We start from the raw sequence: 24,979 nt of genomic DNA, 5'->3' as shown, positions 1-24,979 counted from the left end.
CGCTATCGCTCAAGCCCTCACGTAGGTGCTCACTCAAGCCATCGCGCGGCACATTGCCGCGCACGCGTCGCACGCCAGTGCGCAGCGGCGGCAATGTTCGTGCAGATGGCGCAGGCATTCGACCGCGCACAGCTCGCATACCTGCGCGCACAGCGCACACACACGCGGCGCGAGCACGCTGCGGCGCGCCATCACGCCCGACGCGAAGCGGCACAGCTGCGCGCATTCGATGTCCAGCGCAATGCAGTCGGCCAGTTTGTGTGCGTCGGGCTCCGCCAGGCATCCGGCCGCGCAGGCGTCGCAGGCCTGCGCGCACGCGTCGCACGCGGCCATGCAGTTGTCATAGCAAGCATTCGTTTCGCTCATCGCAGCGCTCCTCGTTCCAGTTCGGATCGTCATGGCGTCGGCTTCACTTTCCTCCAGCCGGGCTCGCGCGCGTCGAACGCGCGGTACGCGTCGATCGCGTTCGTCAGCGGCTCGCGGCACGTGAGCACGGACACGACCGCGTCGGTCGCTTGCGCGACTTCCGGGTCGGGTACCGTATCGATGCGAATGTCGCCGATGCCATGAAATACCACTGCTTTCATGTCGGGCCCTCTTTGTCGAAGGCGGGACCGGTGCAGGTACCGTCGCGCTGTGCTAGCAAGGTGCTCGCCCGTCGGCGCGTGCCGCGCATGTCATGCTTGTCGTGCTTGTCGTGCTTGTCGTGCTTGTCGTGCTTGTCGTGCTTGTCGTGCTTGTCGTGCTTGTCGTGCTTGTCGTGCTTGTCGTGCTTGGCGTGCTTGGCGTGCTTGCCGCGTGTGCGTGTGCGCGTGTGCGTGTGCGCGGCCGGTCGGCCCCGGCGGCGCGGGTTCAACCGCCGCGCGACGCGGTCAATGCCACCCGAACGCGGCCGTCAGCGCGACTTTGCCGCACCCTGCTGCTCGAGCGCCTCTTCCGCCCGCAGGCAATCGAGATCGCGGCCAATCGTCGCGACTGCGAGCCGCTTGTCGCCGCGCCAGTACGTCACCGAACCGTCGTGCGCGCGCAGGTCGCCGTCGATCTCGACGCGGTCCCATTGCTCCGCATGTCCCACATAGCGGACGGTCAGATCGTAGTGCTGGCTCCAGAAGAACGGCACCGCGTCGAATGGCCGCTGCTGGCCGAGCATGTTGCGCGCCGCCGCGATGCCCTGCCGCTCCGCGACGACCCAGTGCTCGACGCGAATGCGTTCGCCCGTCAACGGATCGGGCCAGCGCGCGATGTCGCCGGCCGCGTAGATGTCCGGTGCGCTCGTCTGCAGGAAGCGGTCGACCGTCACGCCGCGATCGACAGCCAGCCCCGCGTCCTGCGCGAGCGCGACGTCCGGGTGCACGCCGATGCCGACCACCACGACGTCGGCCGGCAGCACGTCGCCGTTCGATAGCGTCACGCGGTCCGGCGTGATCTGCGCGGGCGTCACGCCGAGATGGAACGTCACGCCGTGCGACTCGTGCAGCGCGCGAATCGTGTCGCCGAGCGCCTCGCCGAGCACGCGCGCCATCGGCTGCGCATCGGGCGCGACCACCTGCACGTCGAGCCCGCGCGTGCGCAGCGCGGCGGCCGCCTCGAGGCCGATGAAGCTCGCGCCGACCACGACGCAGCGCTGCGCATTCTTCAGCGTGCCGATCAGCGCATCGCAATCGGCGCGCGAGCGCAGCACACGCACGTGCGGCAGCTCGGCGCCCGGCACGGTCAGCCGGTTCGGCTCGGCGCCAGTCGCGAGCAACAGCGCGCCGTAGCCGACGCGGCTGCCGTCCGCAAGTTCGACCGCGTGCCCCGCAGGATCGATCCGCGCGACGCGCGTGCCGCAGCGCACGTCGATGCGCTGCTCGGTATAGAACGACGCACCGCGCAGCGGCAGCCAGTCGGCTTCGGCCGTGCCGGCCAGATAATCCTTCGACAGGTTCGGCCGGTCGTACGGCGGCTCGCTGTCCGCGCTCAGCAGCGTGATCGCGTGCGGATAGCCTTCCTGCCGCAGCGTCACGGCCGCCGCGATCGCGGCCGCGCCGCCGCCGACGATCACCACCGATTCGGGCAGCCCGGCCGCTTTCAGGACGGGCGGCGACTCGGCGGGCCGTGCATCGAGCACGACCGCGCGGCCATCGCGGCGCTCGACGCGCCAGCACGTCAGGCCGTCGAGCGCCGGCGCACGCAGCAGTGCGCCGGTGCGCAAACAGAACGCCGCGTGATGCCACGGGCAGCGGATCGTGTCGCCGACGAGCAGCCCGTCGGCCAGCGGTGCGCCGTAGTGCGGGCATTGCGCGCCCACGGCAAACAGTTCGTCGGCGCGGCGCACCAGCAGCACCGGTGCGTCGCCGACCCGGCCTTCGATCATCGCGCCGTCGGCGATGTCGTCGAGCGCGATGCCCTGCGCGAGATCGGGACGTGAAGACGAGGCGTCACTTGCGGACATGGCATGGCTCCCGGGAGGTGGGGTAACGGTCCCATTATCGGCGTCCTTCCTGAAAAGAACAGGTACAGACGACTCCGCGGCGCATGCAAACGCGGAACGTGGCTCGTATGCGATCCGCGACCGGCGTACAACGTCATCCACGTTGCGGCGCAACACGCCGGATGAACATATGCGGGGTCCGACGACCGGCGCAATCGGCATGCCGCCGCCTTCATCGCGTCACACGCGGAGCGACGCGATGGCGAACTCGCCGGCTCCGGCGGCGATGTGTGATGCGACCCGACGTGACTTCGCGTGATGCGCCGCGGCACCCTCAATCCATGCAGGTCGCCGCGAGCTTGCCGACCGTGACGAGCGCCCGCTCGATCTCCGGCGACCACGGGCTGCTGTAGTTCAGCCGGATGAAATTGCGGTAGGTGTCCGCGATCGAGAACATGTAGCCGGGGCCGATCGTGATGCCCTGCTCCAGCGCGAGCTGGTACAGGCGCATTGCGTCAACCTGGGCCGGCAGCTCGACCCACAGCACGTAACCGCCTGCCGGGCTCGAGATGCGCGTGCCTTCCGGGAAGAACCGCGACACCATCGCGCGCATCAGGTTCGCCTGCTGCGCATACGCCTTGCGAATCCGCCGCAGGTGATGCTCGTAGCCGTCGCGCTCGAGAAACTCGGCGATCGCGAGCTGCGGCAGCGATGGCGTCGCCAGCGTGTTCAGGAATTTCAGCTTCTCGACCTGTTCGCGATAGCGGCCCGGCAATGCCCAGCCGATCCGATAGGCGGCCGTCAGGCTCTTCGAGAACGATGAGCAGTGCAGCACGATGCCGTTGCGGTCGAACGCCTTCAGCGCGCTCGGGTGTGCATGGCCGAAATACAATTCGTTGTACACGCCGTTCTCGATGATCGGCATGTCGGCTTTGGTTGCGAACTCAACCAGTTCACGCTTGCGCTCGTCGGGCATCTGGAAGCCGAGCGGGTTCTGGAAATTCGGCATCACCATGCACGCGGCGATCGGCTGCGACTTCGCAATAGCCGCCAGCGCCGCGATGTCGATTCCGTATTCCGGGTGCGTCGCGACCTCGATCGCCTTCATCCCCATCCGCTCGATCGCGTGCAGCATCGCGTAGAACGTTGGCGACTCCACCGCGATCGTGTCACCCGGTTTCGCGACTGCCTGCAGGCACAGATTGATCGCCTCCGTCGCGCCGACCGTCACGATGATCTCGTTCGGATCGACCGACATCCCGTTTTCCAGATAGCGCCGTGCGATCTGCCGGATCAGGCGCGGATGGCCCGGCGGCAGCCCGTCCGTCACGCCCCACAGCGACTTGTCGCGGCCGGCTGCATACGCATAGCGGTTCAGCTTCTCGAACGGAAACAGGCTCGGGTCCGGATACGGCGAACCGAGCGGCACCGCGTCATTGGTGCCGATCGCGCGCAGCGTCGACAGCACGAGCCGGCTCACGTCGACCGACGACGAGATGGCGATCGGCTTCGATGGCCGCAGCTCGCGCACCGGCGCGCGGTTGTCGTCGCGACGCAGGTTCACGAAGTAGCCCGACTGCGGCCGGCTTTCCAGCAGCCCGCGGCTTTCGAGCAGCAGATACGCATGCAGCACGGTCGTAATGCTGATCCGGTGCTGCTGGCTCGCCTGCCGTACCGACGGCACACGATCGCCATGTCGATATACGCGTTGCCGGATGAGTCTCTCGATGTCGTTCGCGAATTTCTCGTAGAGCTTCATCCGCCTCGCCCCGCCAGCGGTGAACCGGCCCGCGACGCGTGTGCGCGCGTGCCGCGCCGATGCGCGAAGCCGGATAGCCGTGCCCGCTGGCGGGCGTTCTGGTGCGAGCGTCGGCCGTTACCGAAATTGAAGGCGGATAGCAATGCGGAATCCATCATGACGAGGATCGGCATCCTACTGCGTCAATTCGGCGAATGTAAGTGACAGTTTGGCGGCCAAACGTCAAATCGCGCGGGTGTGGTGAACAGATGGGAAGACCGTGGCACGCGGCCGCGTCTCGTGTCATCCGTACCGCCGCGCGCATGCGGTCGTGACGCGAAACGGCACGACGCGATTCGCGTGGCGACGCTCGAGCGTGACGTCGTGCGTACCGACGCTCGGTATAGCTGATTGTCCAGGTCCCGCGCACGCGCAATGCCGGGTCGTGCTTCACGATGCGCGGTGTCGCACGAACGCGCACGTGTCGTCGCCGCGATCCGCGCCGGGCCGCGCGCCGGCCTGCGTCCGGCTCGAACGCGGCAAGCCGGGCCTAGTCGATTACGTGGCGCGCGACCTTGCCGCCGAATCCCGTCACGATGTTGTCGACCGAGAACGGCGTCGCCTCCTGCGCCTCGACGATGACCGCGACGCTGCCGGGCACGAGCCGTGTCGCGACCGATTCGACGAACTGGCCGTCGAGCAGCGCATTGCCGGCTGCGTCCGCGACGATGCCGGCCCCCGCGCCGGCCGCCATGCCGGTGATCGCGCCGAGCGGCCCGGCGAGCATCCCGAGCAGGCCGCCCGCGATCGCGCCGATCAGGCCGCCCTTGAACGGCCGCGACTCGACGTCGAGCACGGCGAGCTTGCCGTTCGCGTCCTTTTCGACGACGACGCCGTTGTCGACGTGGAATCCTTCATGCTTCTCCGACAGCGCCTCGAAATCGTTCGCGGCCTGACGGGCCGTCTCGACGCTGCCGAATACGGCGACGATCAGTTGCTTGGTCATGCGACACCTCTCCGGTTGATGAGCCACGCGAGCGCCGCCAGTCGACGGTCATCCGCGGATGGGTCGGACCGGGCGCGCGTTGCGTGCCGGGATCCGTGGGTTCGATACGCGCGCCTGCCGCTGCGTCACGAGCACGCGCGGTGCGGGCCGCACGTCATCGGCGCGTATGCGCGTCCTCCTCGACATCGTCGACTTCCGCCGGAAAGCGATGCTGGCCGAAGCTCAGGATCAGCACGCCCACCGCGAGCAGCACGATCCCGAACGTGGTCATCAGCATCCGCTCGGGGCTGTCGGTCGCGCCGCGCAGGATCAGGTCACGCGCGAGCGACGTCATCGCGATGAACAACGGAAAGCGCACCGGCAGCCGGCCGAGTCGCAGATAGCGCACGTTCATCGCGAGCACCTCCAGATACAGGAACATCAGCAGCAGGTCGGTAAGCGACACCTCGCCCGCGAGCACGACCTTCCACGCTTCCTGCGCCATCGCGAACGCGGTCGCCAGACCGATCACGATCAGCCCGGCCAGCTCGGCCGCATGGAGGAAGTGGCCGAAGCGGCGGCGGATGCGCTCGGCGGCCGTATCGGCGGAAGCAGTGGACGTGTTCAAGGCGATGACCGGTGCAAAGAAGTCGATGCCGCGCTCGACGCTCCGTCGACGCCGTGCTCGCCCCCCGCGACAAAAATTCGCATCGCTTCCAGCAGGTTCGTCATGATGGTCCTCGTCGGCGGGTGGAGCGAACCCAATCTACTGCACGCGTCGCGCCCGCTCAAGAGCACAGCGCCGCGGGCTTCAGGAGTACAGCTGCACGCACGCGACGCAAAATCGAACCCTGATCAACCCATTCGAATGACAGATCGTCGATACGTGTTCCAAAGACCCGCCGAAGCTGCTAGATTGCAGGCTCGACGACGTTACGCGGTGCGGAGAGGTCACGCGCCGGGCGAACGCGCGGCCATCCTGCCTGCCTTCCCTTTCGCGCCCGGACGGCAGGCCGCCGCCGCTGCGGCCCGTTGCGCGATGCCCGCGCAACGTCCTTCATCCGCATGTCACAAAGAGAACAGTCGCATGACACAGTCCACCCGTTCGTCTTCGCGCGCCGCGGCATCCGCGGCCCGTCCGTCCCGACATGACTGACCGGCAGGCCGCGATGCAAACCCGTCCCCCGCTTTCCCAGGCCGTTCACAACCCGATCACGCGCAGCGCGATCTTCCTCGTCGCAACCGTCAACCCCGGCGCCGAACGCGCCGACACGATCCGCGCGTGGTGCGGCGACATCGCCGCGCTCGTGCGCTCGGTCGGCAAGCGCGTGCCGGGCGGCAACCTGTCCTGCGTATGCGGCTTCGGCGCCGACGCATGGGATGCGCTGTTCGGCGAGCCGCGTCCCGCGTCGCTGCATCCGTTCCGCGAATTCGGCGCCGGCCAGCGCGTCGCGGTCGCGACGCCGGGCGACATCCTGCTGCACATTCGCGCCGACGCGATGGACCTGTGCTTCGAACTCGCGACCCAGTTGCTCGCCGCGCTCGGCGACGCGGTCACGGTCGTCGACGAGGTGCACGGCTTCCGCAACTTCGACCAGCGCGCGATGATCGGCTTCGTCGACGGCACCGAGAACCCGGAAGGCCGCGACGCGGTCGACTTCACGGTGATCGGCGACGAGGACGCCGAATTCGCGGGCGGCAGCTACGTGCTCGTGCAGAAGTACCTGCACGACATGGCCGGCTGGAACGCGCTCGCGGTCGAGACGCAGGAGCGCATCATCGGCCGCACCAAGCTGTCCGACATCGAGCTCGCGCCGGACGTGAAGCCGTCGTGCTCGCACAGCTCGCTGACCACGCTCGACGAAAACGGCCAGGAAGTGAAGATCCTGCGCGACAACATGCCGTTCGGGCGCCCCGGTTCGGGCGAATTCGGCACCTATTTCATCGGCTACGCGCGTTCGCCGGCGCCGATCGAACAGATGCTCGAAAACATGTTCGTCGGCCGCCCGCCCGGCAACTACGACCGGCTGCTCGACTACAGCCGCGCGGTCACCGGCTCGCTGTTCTTCGTGCCGTCGGCCGACCTGCTCGAAGCGCTCGCCGATCGCGCCGCACCGGCCGACGCTGCCGCCGTCGCGCAGCCGGCCCCCTCATCGCCCGAGTCGCGTCGTGACGGCTCGCTGAATATCGGATCGCTGAAAGGAGCCAAAGCCTATGAATAACCTGCACCGCGAACTCGCGCCGATTGCCTCGTCCGCGTGGGAGCAGATCGAGGAAGAAGTCGCGCGCACCTTCAAGCGCTCGGTGGCCGGACGCCGCGTGGTCGACGTCGAAGGGCCGGCCGGCCCCGAGCTGTCGGCCGTCGGCACCGGGCATCTGCGCGACGTCACCGCGCCGCGCGAGCAGGTGAGCGCGCGGCTGCGCGAGGTCCGCAACGTCGTCGAGCTGACGGTGCCGTTCGAGCTGAGCCGCGACGCGATCGACAGCGTCGAGCGCGGCGCGCGCGATGCCGACTGGCAGCCGGCGAAGGACGCCGCGCAGCGCCTGGCATTCGCGGAAGACGGCGCGATCTTCGACGGCTATCTGGCCGCGGACATCGTCGGCATCCGCGAAGGCACGTCGAACCGCAAGCTCACGCTGCCGACCGATGTCAGCGCGTACCCGGACGCGATCAGCGACGCGCTGGAAGCGCTGCGACTCGCCGGCGTCGACGGCCCGTACACGGTCGTGCTCGGCTCGGACGCCTACACCGCGCTCAGCGAAGCGCGCGACCAGGGCTACCCGGTGCTCGGCCACATCAAGCGCATCGTCAGCGGCGAGATCATCTGGGCGCCGGCGATCAGCGGCGGTTGCGTGCTGTCCACCCGCGGCGGAGACTACGAGCTGCACCTCGGCGAAGACGTGTCGATCGGCTATACGAGCCATACTGACAAGGTCGTCCGCCTGTACCTGCGCGAAACGTTCACGTTCCTGATGCTGACGAGCGAGGCATCGGTGGCCGTGGCGCCGCAGGCCAGCACGGCGGCCTGACGGCCTGCCCGCGCGCGATGCCCACCGGGCGTCGCGCACCCCGGCCGCGTTGCCGGCCGCACGTTCGTCGCCGGCTGAACCCTCCTGCATGGAGCGTGACATGAGCGATTCGAATGAAGCATTGCAGTCACTGCAAGCGTCGGTCGACAGCCTGAAGCAGGCCGTCGACGCGAACGCGAGCCGCCAGACCGGCGACTCGGCCGTCCTGTTCACCGTGGTGTCGCTGATGCTGGCTGAACTGCCGCCCGACACCCGCAACCTGATCGAGGATTCGTTCACCGTCTGGGCCAATGGTCTGCAAAATGCGGCACTGTCGACCGACGTGAAGCAGATTGCCCGGCAGCGCCTCGCGATGAAACTCTCCGACTGACGCCGGTTCGCCACGGTTGCGCCTGATCCGGCCCGCACCGTGCAACCCGCCCGCTTCGCCCTCGGCCCCACGCCACGCACTGATTGCGGGGCGTGCGCGGCCCGGCGTAACCCGCCCGCGACCCTCACCGCCCCGCGCGATCGCGCCGCCGCGCGTGCGCCGCGCTTCACCGCGCGCGGCCCTTCCCGTTTGCCGCCTGCCGGCGCCCTGCGCGCCGATGTCGCACCGCGCTTCGCGCGCGTTGCGCGCCGCGCTGTTTCCGGATCCCGCACCCGCATGCGCGCTCGTCTGTACTCCCTGCACCGGGCGCAAGCGTGCATGTGAGGGTGCAATTCCCGGCCGGGCCGGTGCGGAACTGTGTCTTGGAGGCCTTCGGCCAATTCGCTATTTTGAACGCAGTCGAAGTGATGCCGCGGGCTGAGCGACGCACCGGTGTTGCCGGCGTCGATCGCGGCCGGCTGCCGTGCCGGCGCGCGCCGTGCGATGGCGCCGGTGCGGCGCGTGCGCCGCCGGTCGAGTCGCGCGGCGGGCACACCCCGGCGCCGTCGCGCATCGGGACTTCCCTTTCGATCCACGTTCATTGACAGGAGTCAGACCACCATGCCCGCACTTTGCGATATCTGTCACGCCCGGCCCGCCGTCGCGCGCGCCACCGTGATGCAGGACGGCGAGCGCAAGACGATCTCGATCTGCGACTACCACTTCCGTCAGCTGATGCGGCATCAGAGCATGCTGAACCCGTTCGATTCGCTGCTGGGTGGCGGTGGGTCCTCGCTGTTCGGCGAGGACGGCGACGCGTCGCCGCTGGCCGCCGAGATTCCGCGCGAATCGGTCGACCCGACCGACGCGTTCAGCGAGCAGACGCTCGAACTGCTGCAGCGCGCGGCCGAGAAGGCGCACGAACTGCGCCGCAGCGAACTCGACACCGAACACCTGCTGTACGCGCTCGCCGATACCGACGTGTGCGCGGCGCTGCTGAAGGAACTGAAGCTGTCGCCGCAGGACTTGAAGTCCTACATCGACGAGCATGCGCACACCGGCACGGCTGCCGCGGACGCGTCGCTCGACAAGCTGTCGATCTCGCCGCGCGTGAAGAAGGCCGTGCAGTACGCATTCCAGGCGTCGCGCGATCTCGGCCACTCGTACATCGGCCCCGAGCACCTGCTGATCGGTCTCGCGGCGGTGCCGGACAGCATCGCCGGCACGCTGCTGAAGAAATACGGCGTGACGCCGGAAGCGCTGCGCCAGAAGGTCGTGAAGGTCGTCGGCAAGGGCGCGGAAGACGGCCGCGTCGACGCGCCGACCGGCACGCCGAATCTCGACAAGTTCGGCCGCGACCTCACCGCGATCGCGCGCCAGGGCAAGCTCGACCCGGTGCTCGGCCGCGCGCAGGAAATCGAGAGCACGATCGAAGTGCTCGCGCGCCGCAAGAAGAACAACCCGGTGCTGATCGGCGAGCCCGGTGTCGGCAAGACCGCGATCGTCGAAGGCCTCGCGCAGCGGATCGTCAACGGCGACGTGCCCGAAGTGCTGCGCGGCAAGCGGCTCGTCGAAGTCAACATCAACTCGATGGTGGCCGGCGCGAAGTATCGCGGCGAATTCGAGGAACGCGCGAAGCAGCTGATCGACGAGGTCACGGCCAAGCATGACGAGCTGATCCTCTTCATCGACGAGCTGCATACGATCGTCGGCGCGGGCCAGGGCGGCGGCGAAGGCGGCCTCGACATCGCGAACGTGCTGAAGCCGGCGCTCGCGCGCGGCGAGCTGAGCCTGATCGGCGCGACCACGCTCAACGAATACCAGAAGCACATCGAGAAGGACGCGGCGCTCGAACGGCGCTTCCAGCCGGTGTTCGTGCCGGAGCCGAGCGTCGAGCAGACGATCCTGATCCTGCGCGGGCTGCGCGACAGCCTCGAGGCGCACCACCAGGTCACGTTCGCCGACGACGCGTTCGTCGCGGCCGCCGAGTTCGCCGACCGCTACATCACCGCGCGCTTCCTGCCCGACAAGGCGATCGACCTGATCGACCAGGCCGCCGCGCGCGTACGGATCGGCGCGACGTCGCGCCCCGCCGACATCCAGGAAGACGAAGCGCAGATCGTGCAGCTCAAGCGCGAGCAGGACTACGCAACGTCGCGCAAGCGCTTCGACCAGGCGAAGCAGTTCGAGGAGCAGATCAACGCGAAGCAGAAGTCGCTCGACGAAAAGATGGAGGCGTGGCAGCGCAAGACCGGTTCCGAGACGCTGGAAGTGACCGTCGAATCGGTCGCCGAGGTCGTGTCGCGGCTGACGGGCATTCCAGTGTCCGAGCTCACGCAGGAAGAGCGCCAGAAGCTGCTGAAGATGGAAGAGCAACTGCGCGAGCGCGTGATCGGCCAGAGCGATGCCGTGGTCGCCGTCAGCGACGCGGTGCGGCTGTCGCGCGCCGGGCTCGGCCAGTCGCACCGGCCGATCGCGACGTTCCTGTTCCTCGGGCCGACCGGCGTCGGCAAGACCGAGCTCGCGAAGGCGCTGGCCGAGACCGTGTTCGGCGACGAGCAGTCGATCATCCGCATCGACATGTCCGAGTACATGGAACGGCACGCGGTCGCGCGGCTGATCGGCGCGCCGCCCGGCTACGTCGGCTACGACGAAGGCGGCCAGCTCACCGAGCGCGTGCGGCGCCGCCCGTACAGCGTGATCCTGCTCGACGAGATCGAGAAGGCGCATCCGGACGTCTACAACGTGCTGCTGCAGGTGTTCGACGACGGCCGCCTGACCGACGGCAAGGGCCGCGTGGTCGACTTCAGCAACACGATCATCATCGCGACGAGCAACCTCGGCGCCGCGATCATCATGGACAACCTCACGCAGCCGGAAGCCGCGCGCAAGACCGACAAGGCGATCCGCGAGCAGCTGATGCAGGTGCTGAAGGGCCATTTCCGCCCCGAGTTCCTGAACCGGATCGACGAGGTGATCGTGTTCCATGCGCTGTCGAAGGAGAACATCCGCTCGATCGTGCAGATCCAGCTCGACCGCGTGGTGCGCACCGCCGCCGCACAGGACATCACGCTCGTGATGGGCGACGCGCTCGTCGAACACCTGACCGAAGCCGGCTATCAACCGGAATTCGGCGCGCGCGAGCTGAAGCGGCAGGTTCGCCAGATCATCGAGACGAAGCTCGCGAAGGAGATCCTCGCGGACAAGCTGCAGTCCGGCGATCACGTCGAAGTCGATTACGACAAGGCGAGCGACGCGGTGACGTTCAACAAGCTCGCACGGCCCGACGCCAAGGACGCGACCAGGAACGCCGACGGCAAGGCAAAGCCGAACGGCAAGGCGGCGAAGGCAGCGTCCGATGTAAAGGATGACGAAGCGAAGACCGAGACGCCTGCACCGGCAGCCAAGCCATCCGGCAAGAAGTCGTCCGGTGCGAAGAAGGACGCGCAGTAATACCAGGCGGGCCCGGATGCACGGGCCCGCATGCCCCCCAACGCCGCGACGCGGCGCAACCCGAGCCGGCCCGCAGCGGGCCCGGCTGATGGAGATTCACATGACAAATCGACGCGAAGTGCCAGGCATCAGGAAGTACGATGGGCCCGCCGGCGGTTGGGGCGCGCTTCGCGCGACAGCCGAGGCCGTGCGCACGCAGATGGAAACCATCGAGGCGCCGATCGTGCTGATGCGGACCAACCAGCCCGACGGTTTCGACTGTCCCGGCTGCGCGTGGCCCGACAAGGAACACAAGTCGACGTTCCAGTTCTGCGAGAACGGCGCGAAGGCCGTCACGTGGGAAGCGACCACCAAGCGCGTGACGCCCGAGTTCTTCGCGGCGAACCCGGTGTCGTCGCTGCTGCGGATGTCTGACTACGAGCTGGAGAACATGGGCCGGCTCACGCATCCGCTCGTCTACGATCGCGCGACCGACACGTTTCGCGCGGTCGAATGGGACGATGCGTTCGCGCGCATCGGCGAGGTGCTGCGCGCGCTGCCGCCCGAGCAGGTCGAGTTCTACACGTCAGGCCGCGCGTCGAACGAAGCCGCCTACCTGTATCAACTCTTCGCGCGCGAGCTCGGCACCAACAACTTCCCCGACTGCTCGAACATGTGCCACGAGCCGACCAGCGTCGGCCTGCCGCAGTCGATCGGGATCGGCAAGGGCACGGTGTCGCTCGAGGATTTCGACCACTGCGAGCTGATCATCTCGATCGGCCACAACCCCGGTACCAACCATCCGCGGATGATGGGCACGCTGCACGAGTGCTCGCGCCGCAACGTGCCGATCATCGTGTTCAATCCGCTGCGCGAGCGCGCGCTCGAACGCTTCGCGGATCCGCAGGACATGATCGAGATGGCGTCGTTCGGCTCGACGCGCATCGCGTCGACGTACTACCAGCTCGACGCGGGCGGCGACGCGGCCGCGCTGAAGGGCATCATGAAAGCGCTGCTGCAGCTCGAGGCCGAGCGCGGCGACGTGCTCGACAAGGATTTCATCGCGCAGCACACGAGCGGCTTCGACGCGTTCAGCGCCGACCTGGAGGCCACGTCGTGGGACGACATCGAACGCGCGAGCGGCTTGAGCCAGGCGCAGCTCGAACAGGTCGCGCTCGCGTATGCGAAGTCGAACGCGACGATCATCACGTACGGGATGGGCGTCACGCAGCACAACAAGGGCACCGCCACCGTGCGCCTGATCGCCGACCTGCTGCTGATGCGCGGCAACATCGGCAAGCCGGGTGCCGGCGTGTGCCCGCTGCGCGGCCACTCGAACGTGCAGGGCAACCGCACGGTCGGCATCACCGAGAAGCCGTCGGCCGAGTTCCTGCAGAAGATCGAGGACGTATGCGGCTTCAAGCCGCCCGCGCAGCACGGACACGATGCCGTGCAGGCGATGCAGGCGATGATCGACGGCCAGGCCAAGGCGCTGCTGTGCCTCGGCGGCAACTTCGCGGTCGCGCTGCCCGATCCCGAACAGTCGTTCCCCGCGATGGCGAAGCTCGATCTCAGCGTGCATCTCGGCACGAAGCTGAACCGCTCGCACCTGCTCGTCGCGAAGGAAACCTACATCCTGCCCGTGCTCGGCCGCACCGAGCTCGACATGCAGGCGAGCGGCAGGCAGTCGATCACCGTCGAGGATTCGATGTCGATGGTCCACGCGTCGGCCGGCAAGCTCAAGCCCGCGTCGGACCAGCTGCGCTCCGAGCCCGCGATCGTCGCCGGAATCGCTCACGCGACGCTGCCGGCCAGCAAGGTCGCGTGGCTCGACCTGATCGCCGACTACGACCGCATCCGCGACCTGATCGACCGCACGGTGGCCGGCTTCGAGGCGTTCAACGAGCGCATCCGCACGCCGGGCGGCTTCCGCCTGCCGCTGCCGCCCACCGAGCGCGTATGGCCCACGGCCACCGGCAAGGCGATGTTCTCGATCTACAAGGGCGTGAAGGAAGACGCGGATGTGCTCGGCGCCGAGCAGGTGCTGCGGCTGATCACGCTGCGCAGCCACGATCAGTACAACACGACGATCTATGGGCTCGACGACCGCTATCGCGGCGTGTTCGGACGACGCGACGTGCTGTTCATGAACGCGGCGGACCTCGCGAAGTACGGGCTCGAACACGGCGACCTCGTCGACATCGAGACGGCCACCGCGTCGGGCCGCACGCTGCGCCTCGAGAAGATCACCGCGATCGAGTACGACATCGCGCCGGGATCGGTCGGCGCGTATTACCCGGAAGCGAACGTGCTCGTGCCGCTCGACTACATCGACAAGGAAAGCGGCACGCCGTCGTACAAGTCGGTGCCGGTGCGCGTCGCGCGCTCGGCGGTCGTCTGATCCGCGGGTAAGCAGGCTGGCGACCCAAGGCACGGCACGATACGCCGCGCCTTGATCCCTCCTGCGTTCCCTCTCGCGGCCGCCGCATCGCTACCGATGCGGCGGCCGCTTTCCTTGATCGCGTCGAACGACCATCCGCTTATCGCGCCGCCGACGACGGCAGCTGCGCGCCCGTCTGCCGGCGCCGGTACGCGCTGTCGCGCGTCGCGAGCCAGTAGTACAGCGGCGACGTCAGCACCAGCCCGACGAGCCACGACAGGTCGGCGCCGCCGAGATGCGCGGGAATCGGCCCCGCATACATCGGCGTGTTCATGAACGGAATCTGCACGGCGATCCCGATCGCATACGCGAGCAACGCCTGCGGATTGAAACGGCCGTACACGCCGCCGTCCGCCATGAAGATCGACTGGATGTCGTACTTGCCCTTGTGGATCACGTAGAAGTCGATCAGGTTGATCGCCGTCCAAGGCACCAGCACGACCAGCAGCGCGAGCACGAGATCGATGAGATTGCCGACGAAGTTGGTCGACGCGCCGATCGCCGCATAGCAGCACGCGACGAAGATCACCACCGACACCACCGCGCGCGTCTTCGCGGTCGGAATCCACCGGTAGGCGAAGGTCTGCACCGACGTGATGACCGCGAGCACCGCGCCGTACAGGTTCAGCGCGTTGTGGCTGATCACGCTCAACAGGAACAGCACCAGCATCAGCGGGCCGAGCGGGCCCGTCGCCTGCTTGACCGCGTCCATCGTGTCCGCGCCGGCCGGCACCGCGAGCACCGCGACCGCCCCGAAGATGAACGCGAGCGTCGAGCCGATCGTGCAGCCGAGATAGGTCGCCCAGAACGTCGACGCGACGCCGACGTCTTCCGGCAGGTAGCGCGAATAGTCCGACACGTACGGCGCGAACGCGATCTGCCACAGCGCGGACAGCGACACCGTCGCGAGCCAGCCCGCGAAGTCGAAGCCGCCGCGTGTGAGGAAATCGGCAGTGCTCACGTGCGACAGGATCATCCAGAAGCCGACGAGAATGCCGATGCCGAGCACCCACGTGCCGATCCGGTTCAGGATATGGATGAACCGGTAGCCGACGATCCCGATCAGCCCCGAGCCGACCGCGCCGATCACGATGCCCACCGGCACCGGCACCGACGACGCGATGCCGTGCACCGACTTGCCGGCCAGCACGATGTTCGATGCGAAGAAGCCGACGTACATCACCGCCGCGATCACCGTGACCAGCAACGCGCCCCACGAGCCGAACTGCGCGCGACTCTGGATCATCTGCGGGATGCCCATCTGCGGCCCCTGCGCCGAATGCAGCGCCATCAGCACGCCGCCGACCGCCTGGCCGACGACGATCGCGACGATCCCCCACATCAGGTTCAGGTGAAAGATCTGCACGCCGAGCGCGCCGGTCACGATCGGCAGCGGCGCGATGTTGCCGCCGAACCAGAGCGTGAACAGGTCGCGCACCTTGCCGTGGCGGTCTGCGGGCGGCACGTAGCCGATCGTGTGTTTCTCTATCATGGGGGACGCGTTGCGATCCGCGGTCGTCATGGCTAAGTCTCCTGTCCTGCGCGGCGAGGCGCGCGTGCCGTTTCCGCCGGCGCGCGACGATGCGCGCGCCTGCAATCGGGTCCGGATACGCGGGCAACGGATTGCCGCATGCGGGCGGGGACGGATGACTGCCCCGCCGACGCGTGCGCGCTTTTGTCGCGATCCGGATTGCAGACGATGGTGCGCCACGCATGCGGCGACCGGAAAATACTAAAAATATTTTCGGGACATACGAAAAAGCTCTGCAGCGGAAATTCCGGCGCCGGGCGTCTTCGGGTAAGGTGCTACGCAAAACAGCGGACAGAACGCGCCCCGCGGCGGCACGCGCGCGGGGCCGGCATCAGAGGTGCTCGTGGCTCACTACACTTTGCGGCAACTGAAATATTTCGTGACGACGGTGGAATCCGGCAGCGTCGCCGAGGCGTCGCGCCAGCTCTTCATCGCGCAGCCGTCGATCTCCAGCGCGATCAAGGGGCTCGAGGAAAGCTTCGGCGTGAAGCTGTTCATCCGTCACCACGCGCAGGGCGTGTCGCTGACGCCGAGCGGCACGCGTTTCTACCGCAAGGCGCAGGAGCTGCTGCGCATCGCGCACGAGTTCGAGCAGAACGCGCTCGCCGACAACGACGTGATCAGCGGGCAGATCGACATCGGCTGCTTCGAGACCGTCGCGCCGCTCTACCTGCCGCAGCTGATCGCGGGCTTTCGCGAACGCTATCCGGGCGTCAACATCCGGCTGCGCGACGGCGACCAGCAGGAGCTCGTGCAGGGCCTGACGGCCGGCACCTTCGATCTCGCGTTCCTCTACGACCACGACCTCGACGGCACGATCGAGACCGAGCCGCTGATGCCGGCGCAGCAGCCGTACGTGCTGCTGCCGGAGAACCACCGGTTCGCGGGCCAGTCGCACGTATCGCTGCACGAGCTCAGCGTCGAGCCGATGATCCTGCTCGACGTGCTGCCGAGCCGCACGTATTTCGTCAGCCTGTTTCACGCGCTCGGGCTCACGCCGAACATCGTGTTCGCTTCGCCGTCGATCGAGATGGTGCGCGGGATGGTCGGCCAGGGGTTCGGCTTCTCGCTGCTCGTCACGCGGCCGCATTCCGAATACACGTACGACGGCCGGCGCGTCGTGACGATCGGCCTGAGCGAAACGGTGAGCCCGTCGGGGCTCGTGAGCGCGCGGCTGAAGCGCGGGCAGCTCACGAAGCAGGCGCAGTCGTTCGTCGAGTTCTGCCGCGAACGGCTGGCGCAGATCGTCGCGGAATCGGCGCGATAGCAATGAACGAACCGCACGCGCCACCGAACGGCCGCGTGCGGCATGCGGTTGGACGGCAGGATCAGCCGGATTAACCGGCCGAAGCGAGATACGTCGCGAGACGGCCGAGCATCGCGTCGCAGCCGTGCAGCTGTTCGAGCGTGACGAACTCGTCGGGCTTGTGCCCCTGGTCCATGCTGCCCGGCCCGCACACCACCGTTGGAATGCCGGCCTGCCCGAACAGCCCGCCCTCGGTGCCGAATGCGACGGTGCCGAACGCGTCGGAACCGCTCAGCATCGCGAGCAGGCGCGCGGCTTCGCTGTCCGGCGAAGTGGCGAGCCCCGGATACGCGCCGAGCGGCTGCAGACGGATGTCGGTATCGGGCTGCACCGCGCGCATCGTCGGCAACAGTTCGGATTCCGCATAATCCTGCAGCTTCCTTGGCACGTCGTGCGCATCGAACGCGGGCAGCGCCCGCACCTCGAAATCGAACTCGCATTCGGCCGGCACGATGTTCAGCGCGCGGCCGCCCTTGATCAATCCGGTCTGCACGGTCGAGAACGGCGGATCGAAGCGGCTGTCGTGATGCTCCGGCCGCGCGAGCGACGCGCCGATCTCGCCGAGGCGGCCGATCAGCTTCGCCGCGTAGTCGATCGCGTTGATGCCGAGCGGCGCGTACGCCGAGTGGCACGCGGCGCCCTTCACGTGGCAGCGCATCGCGAGCTTGCCCTTGTGACCGAGCACCGGCTTCAGTTCGGTCGGCTCGCCGATCAGGCACAGGCGCGGCCGGTGCTCGCGCGTCGCCAGTGCGTCAAGCATCGGCCGCACGCCGAGACAGCCGACTTCCTCGTCGTACGAGAACGCGAGGTGCACGGGCAGGTTCAACGGCCGCGAGACGAATGCCGGCACGGCCGCGAGCACCGACGCGATGAAGCCTTTCATGTCGGCCGTGCCGCGCCCGTACAGCCGGCCGTCGCGCTCGGTCAGCCGGAACGGCTCGACCGTCCACGCCTGCCCGTCGACCGGCACCACGTCGGTATGGCCCGACAGCGCGATGCCGCCGCGATCGCGCGGCCCGATCGTCGCGTACAGGCTCGCCTTCGTGCGCTCCGCGTTGTAGAACAGCTCGCTCGAGACACCGAAGCCGTCGAGATAGTCGCGGATGAAGTCGATCATCGCGAGGTTCGAATCGCGGCTGACCGTCGCGAAGCCGATCAGCCGCTCGAGCAAGGCGCGGCTCGACGTGTCACTCATCGCCCGGCACTCCGTAGCTCGGCGCGACGGTCGGGTTCAGCGCGCGCGTCTGGTAATCCTGCATCTGCGGGCGATACGCCTGCCACAGCGCGTCCAGTTGCCCGATCGGATCGGCATCGGCCCAGTCGACGCGCAGGTCGACGATCGGCCAGGTCACGTCGCCGGCCACCTTCAGCGCGGCCGAATGCACCGGCCCCGCCTCACCGCCCGCCGCCATCGCCGCGTGCATCGCGGCCAGCAGGCGATCGGCCAGCAGCCCGGGCGCCTGCTCGAACGCGCGCGCCATCGCATCGATCACGGCCGGCGCGGCCAACAGATTGCCGGCTGCCACGCATTGCTCGCCCTGCACCGCATGGTGCGTGCCGAGCGCCTCCTTGCCGGTGAAGCACGCCGTCTGTCCCTGCCCATCGATCACCGTGACCTGCCGGTACTGGCTCCAGCCGTTCGCGCTGAGCGCGCGGTCGAGCGCGGCGGCCGGCGCGAGCTGCTGGTGCTCGATCAGGTCGAGGATCTGCGGGCCGAGCGCCGGCAGCGTGATGTTCTGCGTCGCGACCGCGCCGACGCCCGCCCGCACCCACGGGCAGCGCGCGCCCACCGCGATGCTCGACGAGCTGATCGCGATCCCGAGCTGGCCCGTTTCCGGGCAGCGCCCGACGATGGAGAAAGTCATGTCGCCTCCTAGGCGCGGTTCGGCTGCCAGTTGTCCGGGATCACCGCGATCACGTCGATCTCCATCAGCCACTGCGGCTGGCCGAGCGCCGAGACGACGAGCCCCGTCGAGATCGGATAGACGCCCTTCAGCCACTTGCCGACTTCCTGGTACACCGGCTCGCGATAGCGCGGGTCGATCAGGTAGGTCGTCGTCTTCACGATGTGCGTGATATCGCTGCCGGCTTCCTCGAGCAGTTGCTTCACGTTCTTCATCGCCTGCTCGGCCTGGGCGCGCGGATCGCCGAGGCCGACCAGGTTGCCGTCGAAATCGGTGCCGACCTGGCCGCGCACGTAGACGGTGTTGCCGGCGCGCACGGCCTGGCACAGGTCGTTGTCGAGCGTCTGGTTCGGGTAGGTATCCTTCGTGTTGAACATGCGGATACGGGTATGGGTAGGCTGGCTCATCGAGGTCCTTCGAAGGTCGGTGTGTGCACCCGCCGCGCCGGACGCGGTCGCGGCGCAGCGGGTGCTGATGGGTGCTCGTGGGTACGGGTCGCGACGCGAATGCCGAATGCCGAATCCGTATCAGCCGATCGCGTCGATCAGCGCTCGCGCGTCGGCCTGCGCGGTGCGTGCCGTGTCGTCGTGCCCGGTGCGCGTTTGCGCGCGGCGTTGCGACGCGTCGTGATAGTCGAGGTACTTGCGCTGCGTGACGATGTGGTCGGCGATGTGTTTCGCGTCGTGCCACACGCCCCAGATGAAGCTGGAGCCGCGTCGCGACAACCACGGCAGTCCGAGGAAATAGATGCCCGGCTCCTTCGACACGCCGCGCTGATGCTGCGGCTTGCCGTTCGCGGCGAACGCGTCGACGTTCAGCCAGCTGTAGTCGAGCGCGTAGCCCGTCGCCCAGACGATCGACGTGACGCCCGCGCCGGCCAGGTCGAGTGCGAGGATCGGCTGCGTGACGCAGTCCGGATTCGGCAGGATGCGGCGCGCTTCCGGTTCCGCGGGCAGGTCGAGGCCGTTGCGCGCCGCATAGGCGTCGGCCGCGTCGAGCAGCGACAGGTAGTTCTCGTCGCCGCGAGCGAGATTGCTCGCGAGATCGCTTTCGAACGTCGCGACGCCGCCGTCGAACGACTTCGTCAGCCCCACGAGCGTCACGCCCTGGTGCGCGAGTGCGCGGAAATCGACCGTATGGCCGCCGCGCGCGCCGCTCACCGCGATCGTCACGTGTTCGCGGCCGGGCGTCGCGATTTCCTTGTCCCATTCGCCGAGCACGCCGAGCCACCAGCAGAAGTCGCGGCCGCGATAGGCGCGCGGCGGGCGATCGTGCGGGCCGACCGACAGGTAAACCTGCCGGCCCGCGCGCTGCAGTTCGTCGGCGATCTGCACGCCCGACGAACCCGCGCCGACCACCAGCACCGCGCCGTCCGGCAATTGCGCCGGGTTGCGATAGTCGGCGGAATGGAGCTGCACGAAGCCGGCGTCGTCCGGCGCGATCGGCGGGATGACCGGACGCTGGAACGGCCCCGTCGCGACGACCACGCGGTTTGCCTCGATCGTGCCGTCCGAGGTTTCGACGATGAAGCCCGGCTTGCCTGCGTTGCGCACGACGTGTTTCACTTCGACACCGGTGCGGATCGGCGCGCCGAACTTGCGTGCGTAGGCTTCGAAGTAGTCGGCGACCTGGTCTTTCGTTGCGAACGCATCGGGATCGAGGCCGTCGAATTCGAGCCCCGGAAAGCGGTCGTGCCACGCGGGGCCGTTCGCGACCAGCGAATCCCAGCGCCCGGTGCGCCAGCGCTCGGCGATGCGATCGCGCTCCAGCACGAGATGCGGCACGCCGAGCTTGCCCAGGTGCTCGCTCATGGCCACGCCGGCCTGGCCGGCACCGACGACCAGCGTATCGATTGAGGTTGTTTCCACTGCCACGGCTGTCTCCTTGAAGTGCGGCTCGCGGCGATGCTCGTGTCGTCGCGCGAGGGGGAATGGAGACATTCTGCTGACAGGCTGCCTAGGGCGAAACGATCATTTTTGTCGTTGTTGACGAGAAAAAAGCTGGGGGTGGTGAGGCGGGGTTGAAATTGCGAGCGAACAGCCTCCGGGGCGCGTGTGTCCGAAGCGGCCGCGCGCCTTTATGATCTTGTGCAGCTGAATGATTACTTGATCAACTGCATCCCTGCGACCTTCGACGCTGTCACATCGAAAGTAGCCGTGTACTCGCTGCCGGCTACATGCCCTGAACGCTCGATCAGGCAGTCCGCGAAATCCGCCTTTGCGGATGCAGCGAAAACGCGAAGTGCCTTTCGCACCGTATCAGCACCTTCAACCATCAATTCCTTGGTGCCGATCATCGAGTCGATGATGTCCTTCATCTGCTCTCGCTCAACGCCGTAGCAGCGCCCGAGTACCCACACGACCTCGACCAGTGCGACCTGCGAAACGTACCCCGGCGATTCGGCCGACAGGGACTCCATCAATACCGTCGCCTTCTTCGACTGAACGACGTCGTCCTGGGCAAAGTAGCGGACCAGCACGTTCGTATCCAGTCCGATCATCGTGCGGATGCTCCCTGCTCGGCGATGGCCCGATTCATGTCTTCGATCGACACCGGTTTGGCGGGCTTCTTCACGATGCCCTTGAGCGACGCGAGCGAACGCGTGGCCGGGTAGATCTCATACCGGCCGGTCGTCTCGTTGAAACTGAATTCAATCCGGTCTCCCGACGCAAGGCCAAGCTGATTGCGCACGTCCACAGGGATCGTGACCTGGCCCTTGGAAGTGATAGTTGCTGCTGTCATGGTGATACCTCCGATATTCCTTACTTTAAGGTAAGGCAAACCGAAAAGCAAGGTTGGACCGCACGGCAACGACCGCTGGCATTGGCCAGCCCTGAACCTGCGGCTCGATACAAGCTGGCGACGCACGCCGCAGGCCGTCGGCGATGCGCGTCGCCTATGCGATGCGCACAGAGACGCCTGATCGTTCCCTTTTTCGATCCCCCGCCGCGCCTCTCGCCGCGCCGAGCCTCCGGCCCGGCCCCTCGTTGAACCCCGTAGCATCTCGGCGCCGTCCTACCCGGCGCCGTTGCAGCAACCGTTGGAGTGGCGCATGTCGCGCCTGCAAGCATGAAGAAACTGAAGCAGCACATCGTGACCCTGAGCGGGAAAGACCGTACGCCGATGGTACGCGCAGGCGCGCTGCTGTTGATGGCCGGCCTGCTGTGGCCATCCGCCGAAACCGCCTACCTCGCGATGGAGTCGGTGATCCGCTGACGCGCACGGCCGACACGCAGGCGTTGACCGATAAGCGACACGGGAATGGCCGCATCGTCCGATTCCGTGGACACTGGGTGTGTCGCGTTGCACGACATGTTCATGCCGGACGTGCGTCCCGCCCAATCCCCGCCTGCTCAGGGGCCGCGTCAAACACTGGATGAGCACACGACGCTTTGGATGGCGCGCACACGTTGACGGGTGCCGCGACGCACCGGTACCGGACAGGCTCTCGACTCAATGCCCGCCGTTGATTTCCGTGTCCTCGAATGCCAGATGCTCGAAATAGCTGCCCGTGAAATCCACATCCAGCCCCTTGAGTCCATGGGCTTCGACCGTGCTTCCCGTACAGTCCAGCACTTGCACCGAATGCCAGGTGTTGTCGTCGAACCGGACGCCGTTCCACTTGCATCCGAGGAATTTCACGCCATTGAAAGTGCTGCCCTGAAAGGCAGCTTCGTCGAAGCTGCAATCGACAAACGTGCATCCGGAAATTGCAATCCCCGAAAAATCGCAACTGGCAAACGTGCAGGCAGAGAACCGACAACCGGTCCAGCCGGCCTGCTGGAATGAAGTGCCGGTGAAACTGCTGCCGCTGAAGTGACTGCCGGCGAATTGCGCAAGACCGAGATCCAGGCCGGCATAGGCCGAACTGTCCGTCTGACCAGACAGTCCTGCCGGCATACCGCCCGCACCCTTGCGCCACAGGTCGTGCTTGTAGATGATTTCAGAACTGCTCATGAGTCTGCATCTCGACGCGCGGAAGCAGACGATTCGCCTTCGCCCTTGTCCTCCGCCTGCTCGTCATCGTCGTCGGACGCCGCGGAGTCGCGGCTGGCGTACCAGGCGACCAGGCCGCCCAATGCAATCAGCGAACCGAGGAACAGAAAATTCTCGATCGCAAAATCGCTGACATCATGCGAACCATAGCTGCCTCCGCTGACCTGAGACACCGCCCCCAGGGACGCGATGACAGCCCAGGCAACCAGTATCAAGCCCCCCGCCACTACGATCATGGCCATTGTCGACTTGCGCATCCTTCTCTCCGTCAGGCGTTGCCGGACGCGTTGCCGACACTGACTTCCGGCAGTTTCGCGAATCCGAGGCGATTGGCTTCGTTCCACCACGTCCAGGTGACATCCGTCGGCGATATATCCAGATGCATGTCCCGCGGATCAGGGAACGCATCACCCTGTGCGACATAGGCCTGGCGGTACCACTGATTGAACGTCGCGGCCCGAGGATGGTTCTCTGTCACACTGGCCTGCCAGATGCCCGTCACCGGGCACGCGCGCGTGCCCCGACACTGGACCACGGGATCGGGATATTCCGCGGCGCGCGCGATGCCCTGCGTCACGCGGGGTTCCGATCCCGCTTGTTGTACTGCCATCGGAATCGCGTCGCCGATGTAATGAAAGAAGATACGGCCGTCCTCCAGAACAAGACCGGGGCGGCTCCGATCGAATAGTTCGTCCTTGCTGTAGTGCATCGGCGCCTGCGCCAGATTCCAGGCGAAATGACGTTCGGCAGTCGGATACTTGAGCTGCGCAAGCCAGTAGCCACCGACCGGAGCAGCGGTGGTTTCCGCCTGCGGAGGCACGGTGATGGGCGGCTTCTCCGGCAACATGTAGCCATCGGGCACATGCGCACGACCGGTACGCAGCGAGACCGGATGCATGGCGGGTTTCGAAGGCGACGCGGGCACCGACATCACGGCCTTCGCCGCATTGATCAGCGTTTCCTTGTTGCCGTCCCACTTGGGCAATCTGGACGGTGGCAACGGCAACACCTTGTCCAGGTTGGGCAGACGAAGGTCCGGATCGCGCTCGAGGCGGTCGGCGAGAACGCTGTAACGCTCGGCACGCGCCCGATCCTTTGCATTGCCTGCTACTGGATCGCCGTCATCGAACGCGCCGAACAAATAACCCGCACTTTTGGCGCTGCCGTACTTCACACCTTCATGCAAGATTTTGAGGGCTCGCTCGTTGTCTTCGCCAAGCGACTTGTCGGAACCAACAAGTGTCGTTCCGAGTGCATATGCGGCATCGCCATTACCTTGGGCAAATCCACACTCGAGCATTTTGAGTGCAATCTTGCGGTTGCCCCAAAAACCGGCTTTCGGATCATCATAGACCGCATCGAGCTTGCTGCCCAAATAAGCCATGGCGCTCGGGCTTCCCTTGTCAGCCGCGAGTTGCCAGAATGCGTACGCACGACTGGCATCCTGCTTTACCCCAGTCCCGTTCATGTAGTACGTCCCCATCAAATCGTACGCAGCCGGGATGCCCAACTTCATGGCTTGCTCGGTGATTTGCACGGCGCGCTCGGTATTGCGATCCACGCCCGACCCCTGGGCATAGGCATTCGCGAGGTTCAGCATTGCCTTCCAGTGCTTGCGTTCGGCGGCCTTGCTCCACAGCGCAACAGCACCGGCGTAGTCACGCTGGTTCGGCCATAACGATGCGCTTGTCATCGTCAGCGCCTGCTGATTCCAGCGGTCCGCCTCTGGATCAACTGCCGGAACCACGGATGCTTCATGCACGCAAACAAACATCTCGCGATGCGGATTGAAAGCGTCGAGCGACATGTTTCGCGGAAGGGAATCGTTCATTGAGCAAGCGGTACAAGCAAAGAA

24 protein-coding genes are annotated in these 24,979 nt (G+C 66.9%); 7 read left to right on the top strand and 17 right to left on the bottom strand.

Annotated elements, in window-relative coordinates; translation table 11 throughout:
• Nucleotides 1–33 precede the first annotated feature (33 nt).
• From ACVK00_RS24890 to ACVK00_RS24860, 7 genes are all read right to left on the bottom strand, one after another.
• On the bottom strand, nucleotides 34–366 hold the full coding sequence (locus ACVK00_RS24890) for a four-helix bundle copper-binding protein (RefSeq protein ID WP_228910684.1): 333 nt from the start codon (nucleotides 364–366) through the stop codon (nucleotides 34–36).
• Between the two features lie 29 nt (nucleotides 367–395).
• Nucleotides 396–587: a hypothetical protein gene (locus tag ACVK00_RS24885; RefSeq protein WP_350227448.1), complete on the bottom strand. Its 192-nt coding sequence runs from the start codon at nucleotides 585–587 to the stop codon at nucleotides 396–398.
• Nucleotides 584–856 (bottom strand): hypothetical protein, encoded by a 273-nt coding sequence (locus ACVK00_RS24880; protein ID WP_354123314.1) that lies wholly within the window; start codon nucleotides 854–856, stop codon nucleotides 584–586. The genes ACVK00_RS24885 and ACVK00_RS24880 overlap by 4 nt, the downstream gene beginning before the upstream one ends.
• A 39-nt stretch (nucleotides 857–895) precedes the next feature.
• Nucleotides 896–2,434 (bottom strand): FAD-dependent oxidoreductase, encoded by a 1,539-nt coding sequence (locus ACVK00_RS24875; RefSeq protein WP_354123313.1) that lies wholly within the window; start codon nucleotides 2,432–2,434, stop codon nucleotides 896–898.
• A 313-nt stretch (nucleotides 2,435–2,747) separates the two neighbouring features.
• Nucleotides 2,748–4,172: an aminotransferase-like domain-containing protein gene (locus tag ACVK00_RS24870; protein ID WP_284900878.1), complete on the bottom strand. Its 1,425-nt coding sequence runs from the start codon at nucleotides 4,170–4,172 to the stop codon at nucleotides 2,748–2,750.
• A gap of 529 nt (nucleotides 4,173–4,701) precedes the next feature.
• A complete protein-coding gene (locus ACVK00_RS24865; RefSeq protein WP_284900879.1) occupies nucleotides 4,702–5,157 on the bottom strand; it encodes a DUF1269 domain-containing protein in 456 nt (151 codons plus the stop codon).
• 154 nt (nucleotides 5,158–5,311) lie between these two features.
• Nucleotides 5,312–5,764 (bottom strand): phosphate-starvation-inducible protein PsiE, encoded by a 453-nt coding sequence (locus ACVK00_RS24860; protein WP_284900880.1) that lies wholly within the window; start codon nucleotides 5,762–5,764, stop codon nucleotides 5,312–5,314.
• Nucleotides 5,765–6,284: 520 nt separating this feature from the next.
• Between ACVK00_RS24860 and ACVK00_RS24855 the strand changes: the two genes are divergently transcribed.
• The 5 genes from ACVK00_RS24855 to ACVK00_RS24835 all read left to right on the top strand — a co-directional run bounded on the left by ACVK00_RS24855 (nucleotide 6,285) and on the right by ACVK00_RS24835 (nucleotide 14,348).
• Nucleotides 6,285–7,358: a Dyp-type peroxidase gene (locus tag ACVK00_RS24855; protein ID WP_284900881.1), complete on the top strand. Its 1,074-nt coding sequence runs from the start codon at nucleotides 6,285–6,287 to the stop codon at nucleotides 7,356–7,358.
• Nucleotides 7,351–8,166, top strand: coding sequence for a family 1 encapsulin nanocompartment shell protein (locus ACVK00_RS24850; RefSeq protein WP_006755574.1), 816 nt, complete (start codon nucleotides 7,351–7,353; stop codon nucleotides 8,164–8,166). Before ACVK00_RS24855 ends, ACVK00_RS24850 begins: the two co-directional genes overlap by 8 nt.
• A gap of 100 nt (nucleotides 8,167–8,266) precedes the next feature.
• Entirely contained in the window at nucleotides 8,267–8,536 is a 270-nt protein-coding gene (locus tag ACVK00_RS24845) for a hypothetical protein (protein ID WP_284900882.1), read from the top strand.
• Nucleotides 8,537–9,136: 600 nt separating this feature from the next.
• Complete coding sequence (locus ACVK00_RS24840; RefSeq protein ID WP_284900883.1) at nucleotides 9,137–11,968, top strand: ATP-dependent Clp protease ATP-binding subunit; 2,832 nt, start codon at nucleotides 9,137–9,139, stop codon at nucleotides 11,966–11,968.
• A gap of 100 nt (nucleotides 11,969–12,068) precedes the next feature.
• A complete protein-coding gene (locus tag ACVK00_RS24835; protein ID WP_228910676.1) occupies nucleotides 12,069–14,348 on the top strand; it encodes an FdhF/YdeP family oxidoreductase in 2,280 nt (759 codons plus the stop codon).
• A 139-nt stretch (nucleotides 14,349–14,487) separates the two neighbouring features.
• On the opposite strand, the gene ACVK00_RS24830 is transcribed toward ACVK00_RS24835, so the two are convergent.
• The gene (locus ACVK00_RS24830; protein ID WP_284900886.1) at nucleotides 14,488–15,909 is read right to left on the bottom strand and encodes a purine-cytosine permease family protein; all 1,422 of its coding nucleotides are present in this window, start codon (nucleotides 15,907–15,909) and stop codon (nucleotides 14,488–14,490) included.
• A gap of 352 nt (nucleotides 15,910–16,261) precedes the next feature.
• Here ACVK00_RS24830 and ACVK00_RS24825 point away from each other — a divergent pair, with 352 nt between their 5' ends.
• On the top strand, nucleotides 16,262–17,185 hold the full coding sequence (locus tag ACVK00_RS24825; RefSeq protein ID WP_041491854.1) for a LysR family transcriptional regulator: 924 nt from the start codon (nucleotides 16,262–16,264) through the stop codon (nucleotides 17,183–17,185).
• Nucleotides 17,186–17,255: 70 nt separating this feature from the next.
• Here ACVK00_RS24825 and argE read toward each other — a convergent pair whose 3' ends face one another.
• From argE to ACVK00_RS24795, 6 genes are all read right to left on the bottom strand, one after another.
• Nucleotides 17,256–18,419: an acetylornithine deacetylase gene (gene argE, locus ACVK00_RS24820; RefSeq protein WP_284900887.1), complete on the bottom strand. Its 1,164-nt coding sequence runs from the start codon at nucleotides 18,417–18,419 to the stop codon at nucleotides 17,256–17,258.
• Complete coding sequence (locus ACVK00_RS24815; RefSeq protein ID WP_284900888.1) at nucleotides 18,412–19,089, bottom strand: DUF1028 domain-containing protein; 678 nt, start codon at nucleotides 19,087–19,089, stop codon at nucleotides 18,412–18,414. Before ACVK00_RS24815 ends, argE begins: the two co-directional genes overlap by 8 nt.
• An 8-nt stretch (nucleotides 19,090–19,097) precedes the next feature.
• Complete coding sequence (locus ACVK00_RS24810) at nucleotides 19,098–19,535, bottom strand: RidA family protein (protein WP_011660575.1); 438 nt, start codon at nucleotides 19,533–19,535, stop codon at nucleotides 19,098–19,100.
• Nucleotides 19,536–19,655: 120 nt separating this feature from the next.
• Nucleotides 19,656–21,002, bottom strand: coding sequence for a flavin-containing monooxygenase (locus ACVK00_RS24805; RefSeq protein WP_284900889.1), 1,347 nt, complete (start codon nucleotides 21,000–21,002; stop codon nucleotides 19,656–19,658).
• 227 nt (nucleotides 21,003–21,229) lie between these two features.
• Nucleotides 21,230–21,628, bottom strand: coding sequence for a PIN domain-containing protein (locus tag ACVK00_RS24800; RefSeq protein ID WP_284900890.1), 399 nt, complete (start codon nucleotides 21,626–21,628; stop codon nucleotides 21,230–21,232).
• Nucleotides 21,625–21,870: an AbrB/MazE/SpoVT family DNA-binding domain-containing protein gene (locus tag ACVK00_RS24795; protein WP_006753129.1), complete on the bottom strand. Its 246-nt coding sequence runs from the start codon at nucleotides 21,868–21,870 to the stop codon at nucleotides 21,625–21,627. The genes ACVK00_RS24800 and ACVK00_RS24795 overlap by 4 nt, the downstream gene beginning before the upstream one ends.
• 327 nt (nucleotides 21,871–22,197) lie before the next feature.
• Between ACVK00_RS24795 and ACVK00_RS24790 the strand changes: the two genes are divergently transcribed.
• Nucleotides 22,198–22,344 (top strand): hypothetical protein, encoded by a 147-nt coding sequence (locus tag ACVK00_RS24790; RefSeq protein ID WP_284900891.1) that lies wholly within the window; start codon nucleotides 22,198–22,200, stop codon nucleotides 22,342–22,344.
• Between the two features lie 237 nt (nucleotides 22,345–22,581).
• Here ACVK00_RS24790 and ACVK00_RS24785 read toward each other — a convergent pair whose 3' ends face one another.
• Genes ACVK00_RS24785 through ACVK00_RS24775 form a run of 3 tightly spaced genes read right to left on the bottom strand, consistent with a single transcriptional unit; the run spans nucleotide 22,582 to nucleotide 24,955 of the window.
• Complete coding sequence (locus ACVK00_RS24785; RefSeq protein ID WP_284900892.1) at nucleotides 22,582–23,085, bottom strand: pentapeptide repeat-containing protein; 504 nt, start codon at nucleotides 23,083–23,085, stop codon at nucleotides 22,582–22,584.
• Entirely contained in the window at nucleotides 23,082–23,381 is a 300-nt protein-coding gene (locus ACVK00_RS24780; protein WP_284900893.1) for a hypothetical protein, read from the bottom strand. Before ACVK00_RS24780 ends, ACVK00_RS24785 begins: the two co-directional genes overlap by 4 nt.
• 11 nt (nucleotides 23,382–23,392) lie before the next feature.
• Nucleotides 23,393–24,955 carry a tetratricopeptide repeat protein gene (locus ACVK00_RS24775; RefSeq protein ID WP_228910665.1) on the bottom strand — a complete coding sequence of 521 codons (1,563 nt, stop codon included), beginning with the start codon at nucleotides 24,953–24,955 and terminating at the stop codon, nucleotides 23,393–23,395.
• Between the last annotated feature and the right edge of the window lie 24 nt (nucleotides 24,956–24,979).

This window comes from Burkholderia sp. PvR073 (assembly GCF_054055695.1).
Note: the sequence above shows the minus strand (reverse complement) of the source record. Positions and strands in the feature narration are given on the sequence as shown.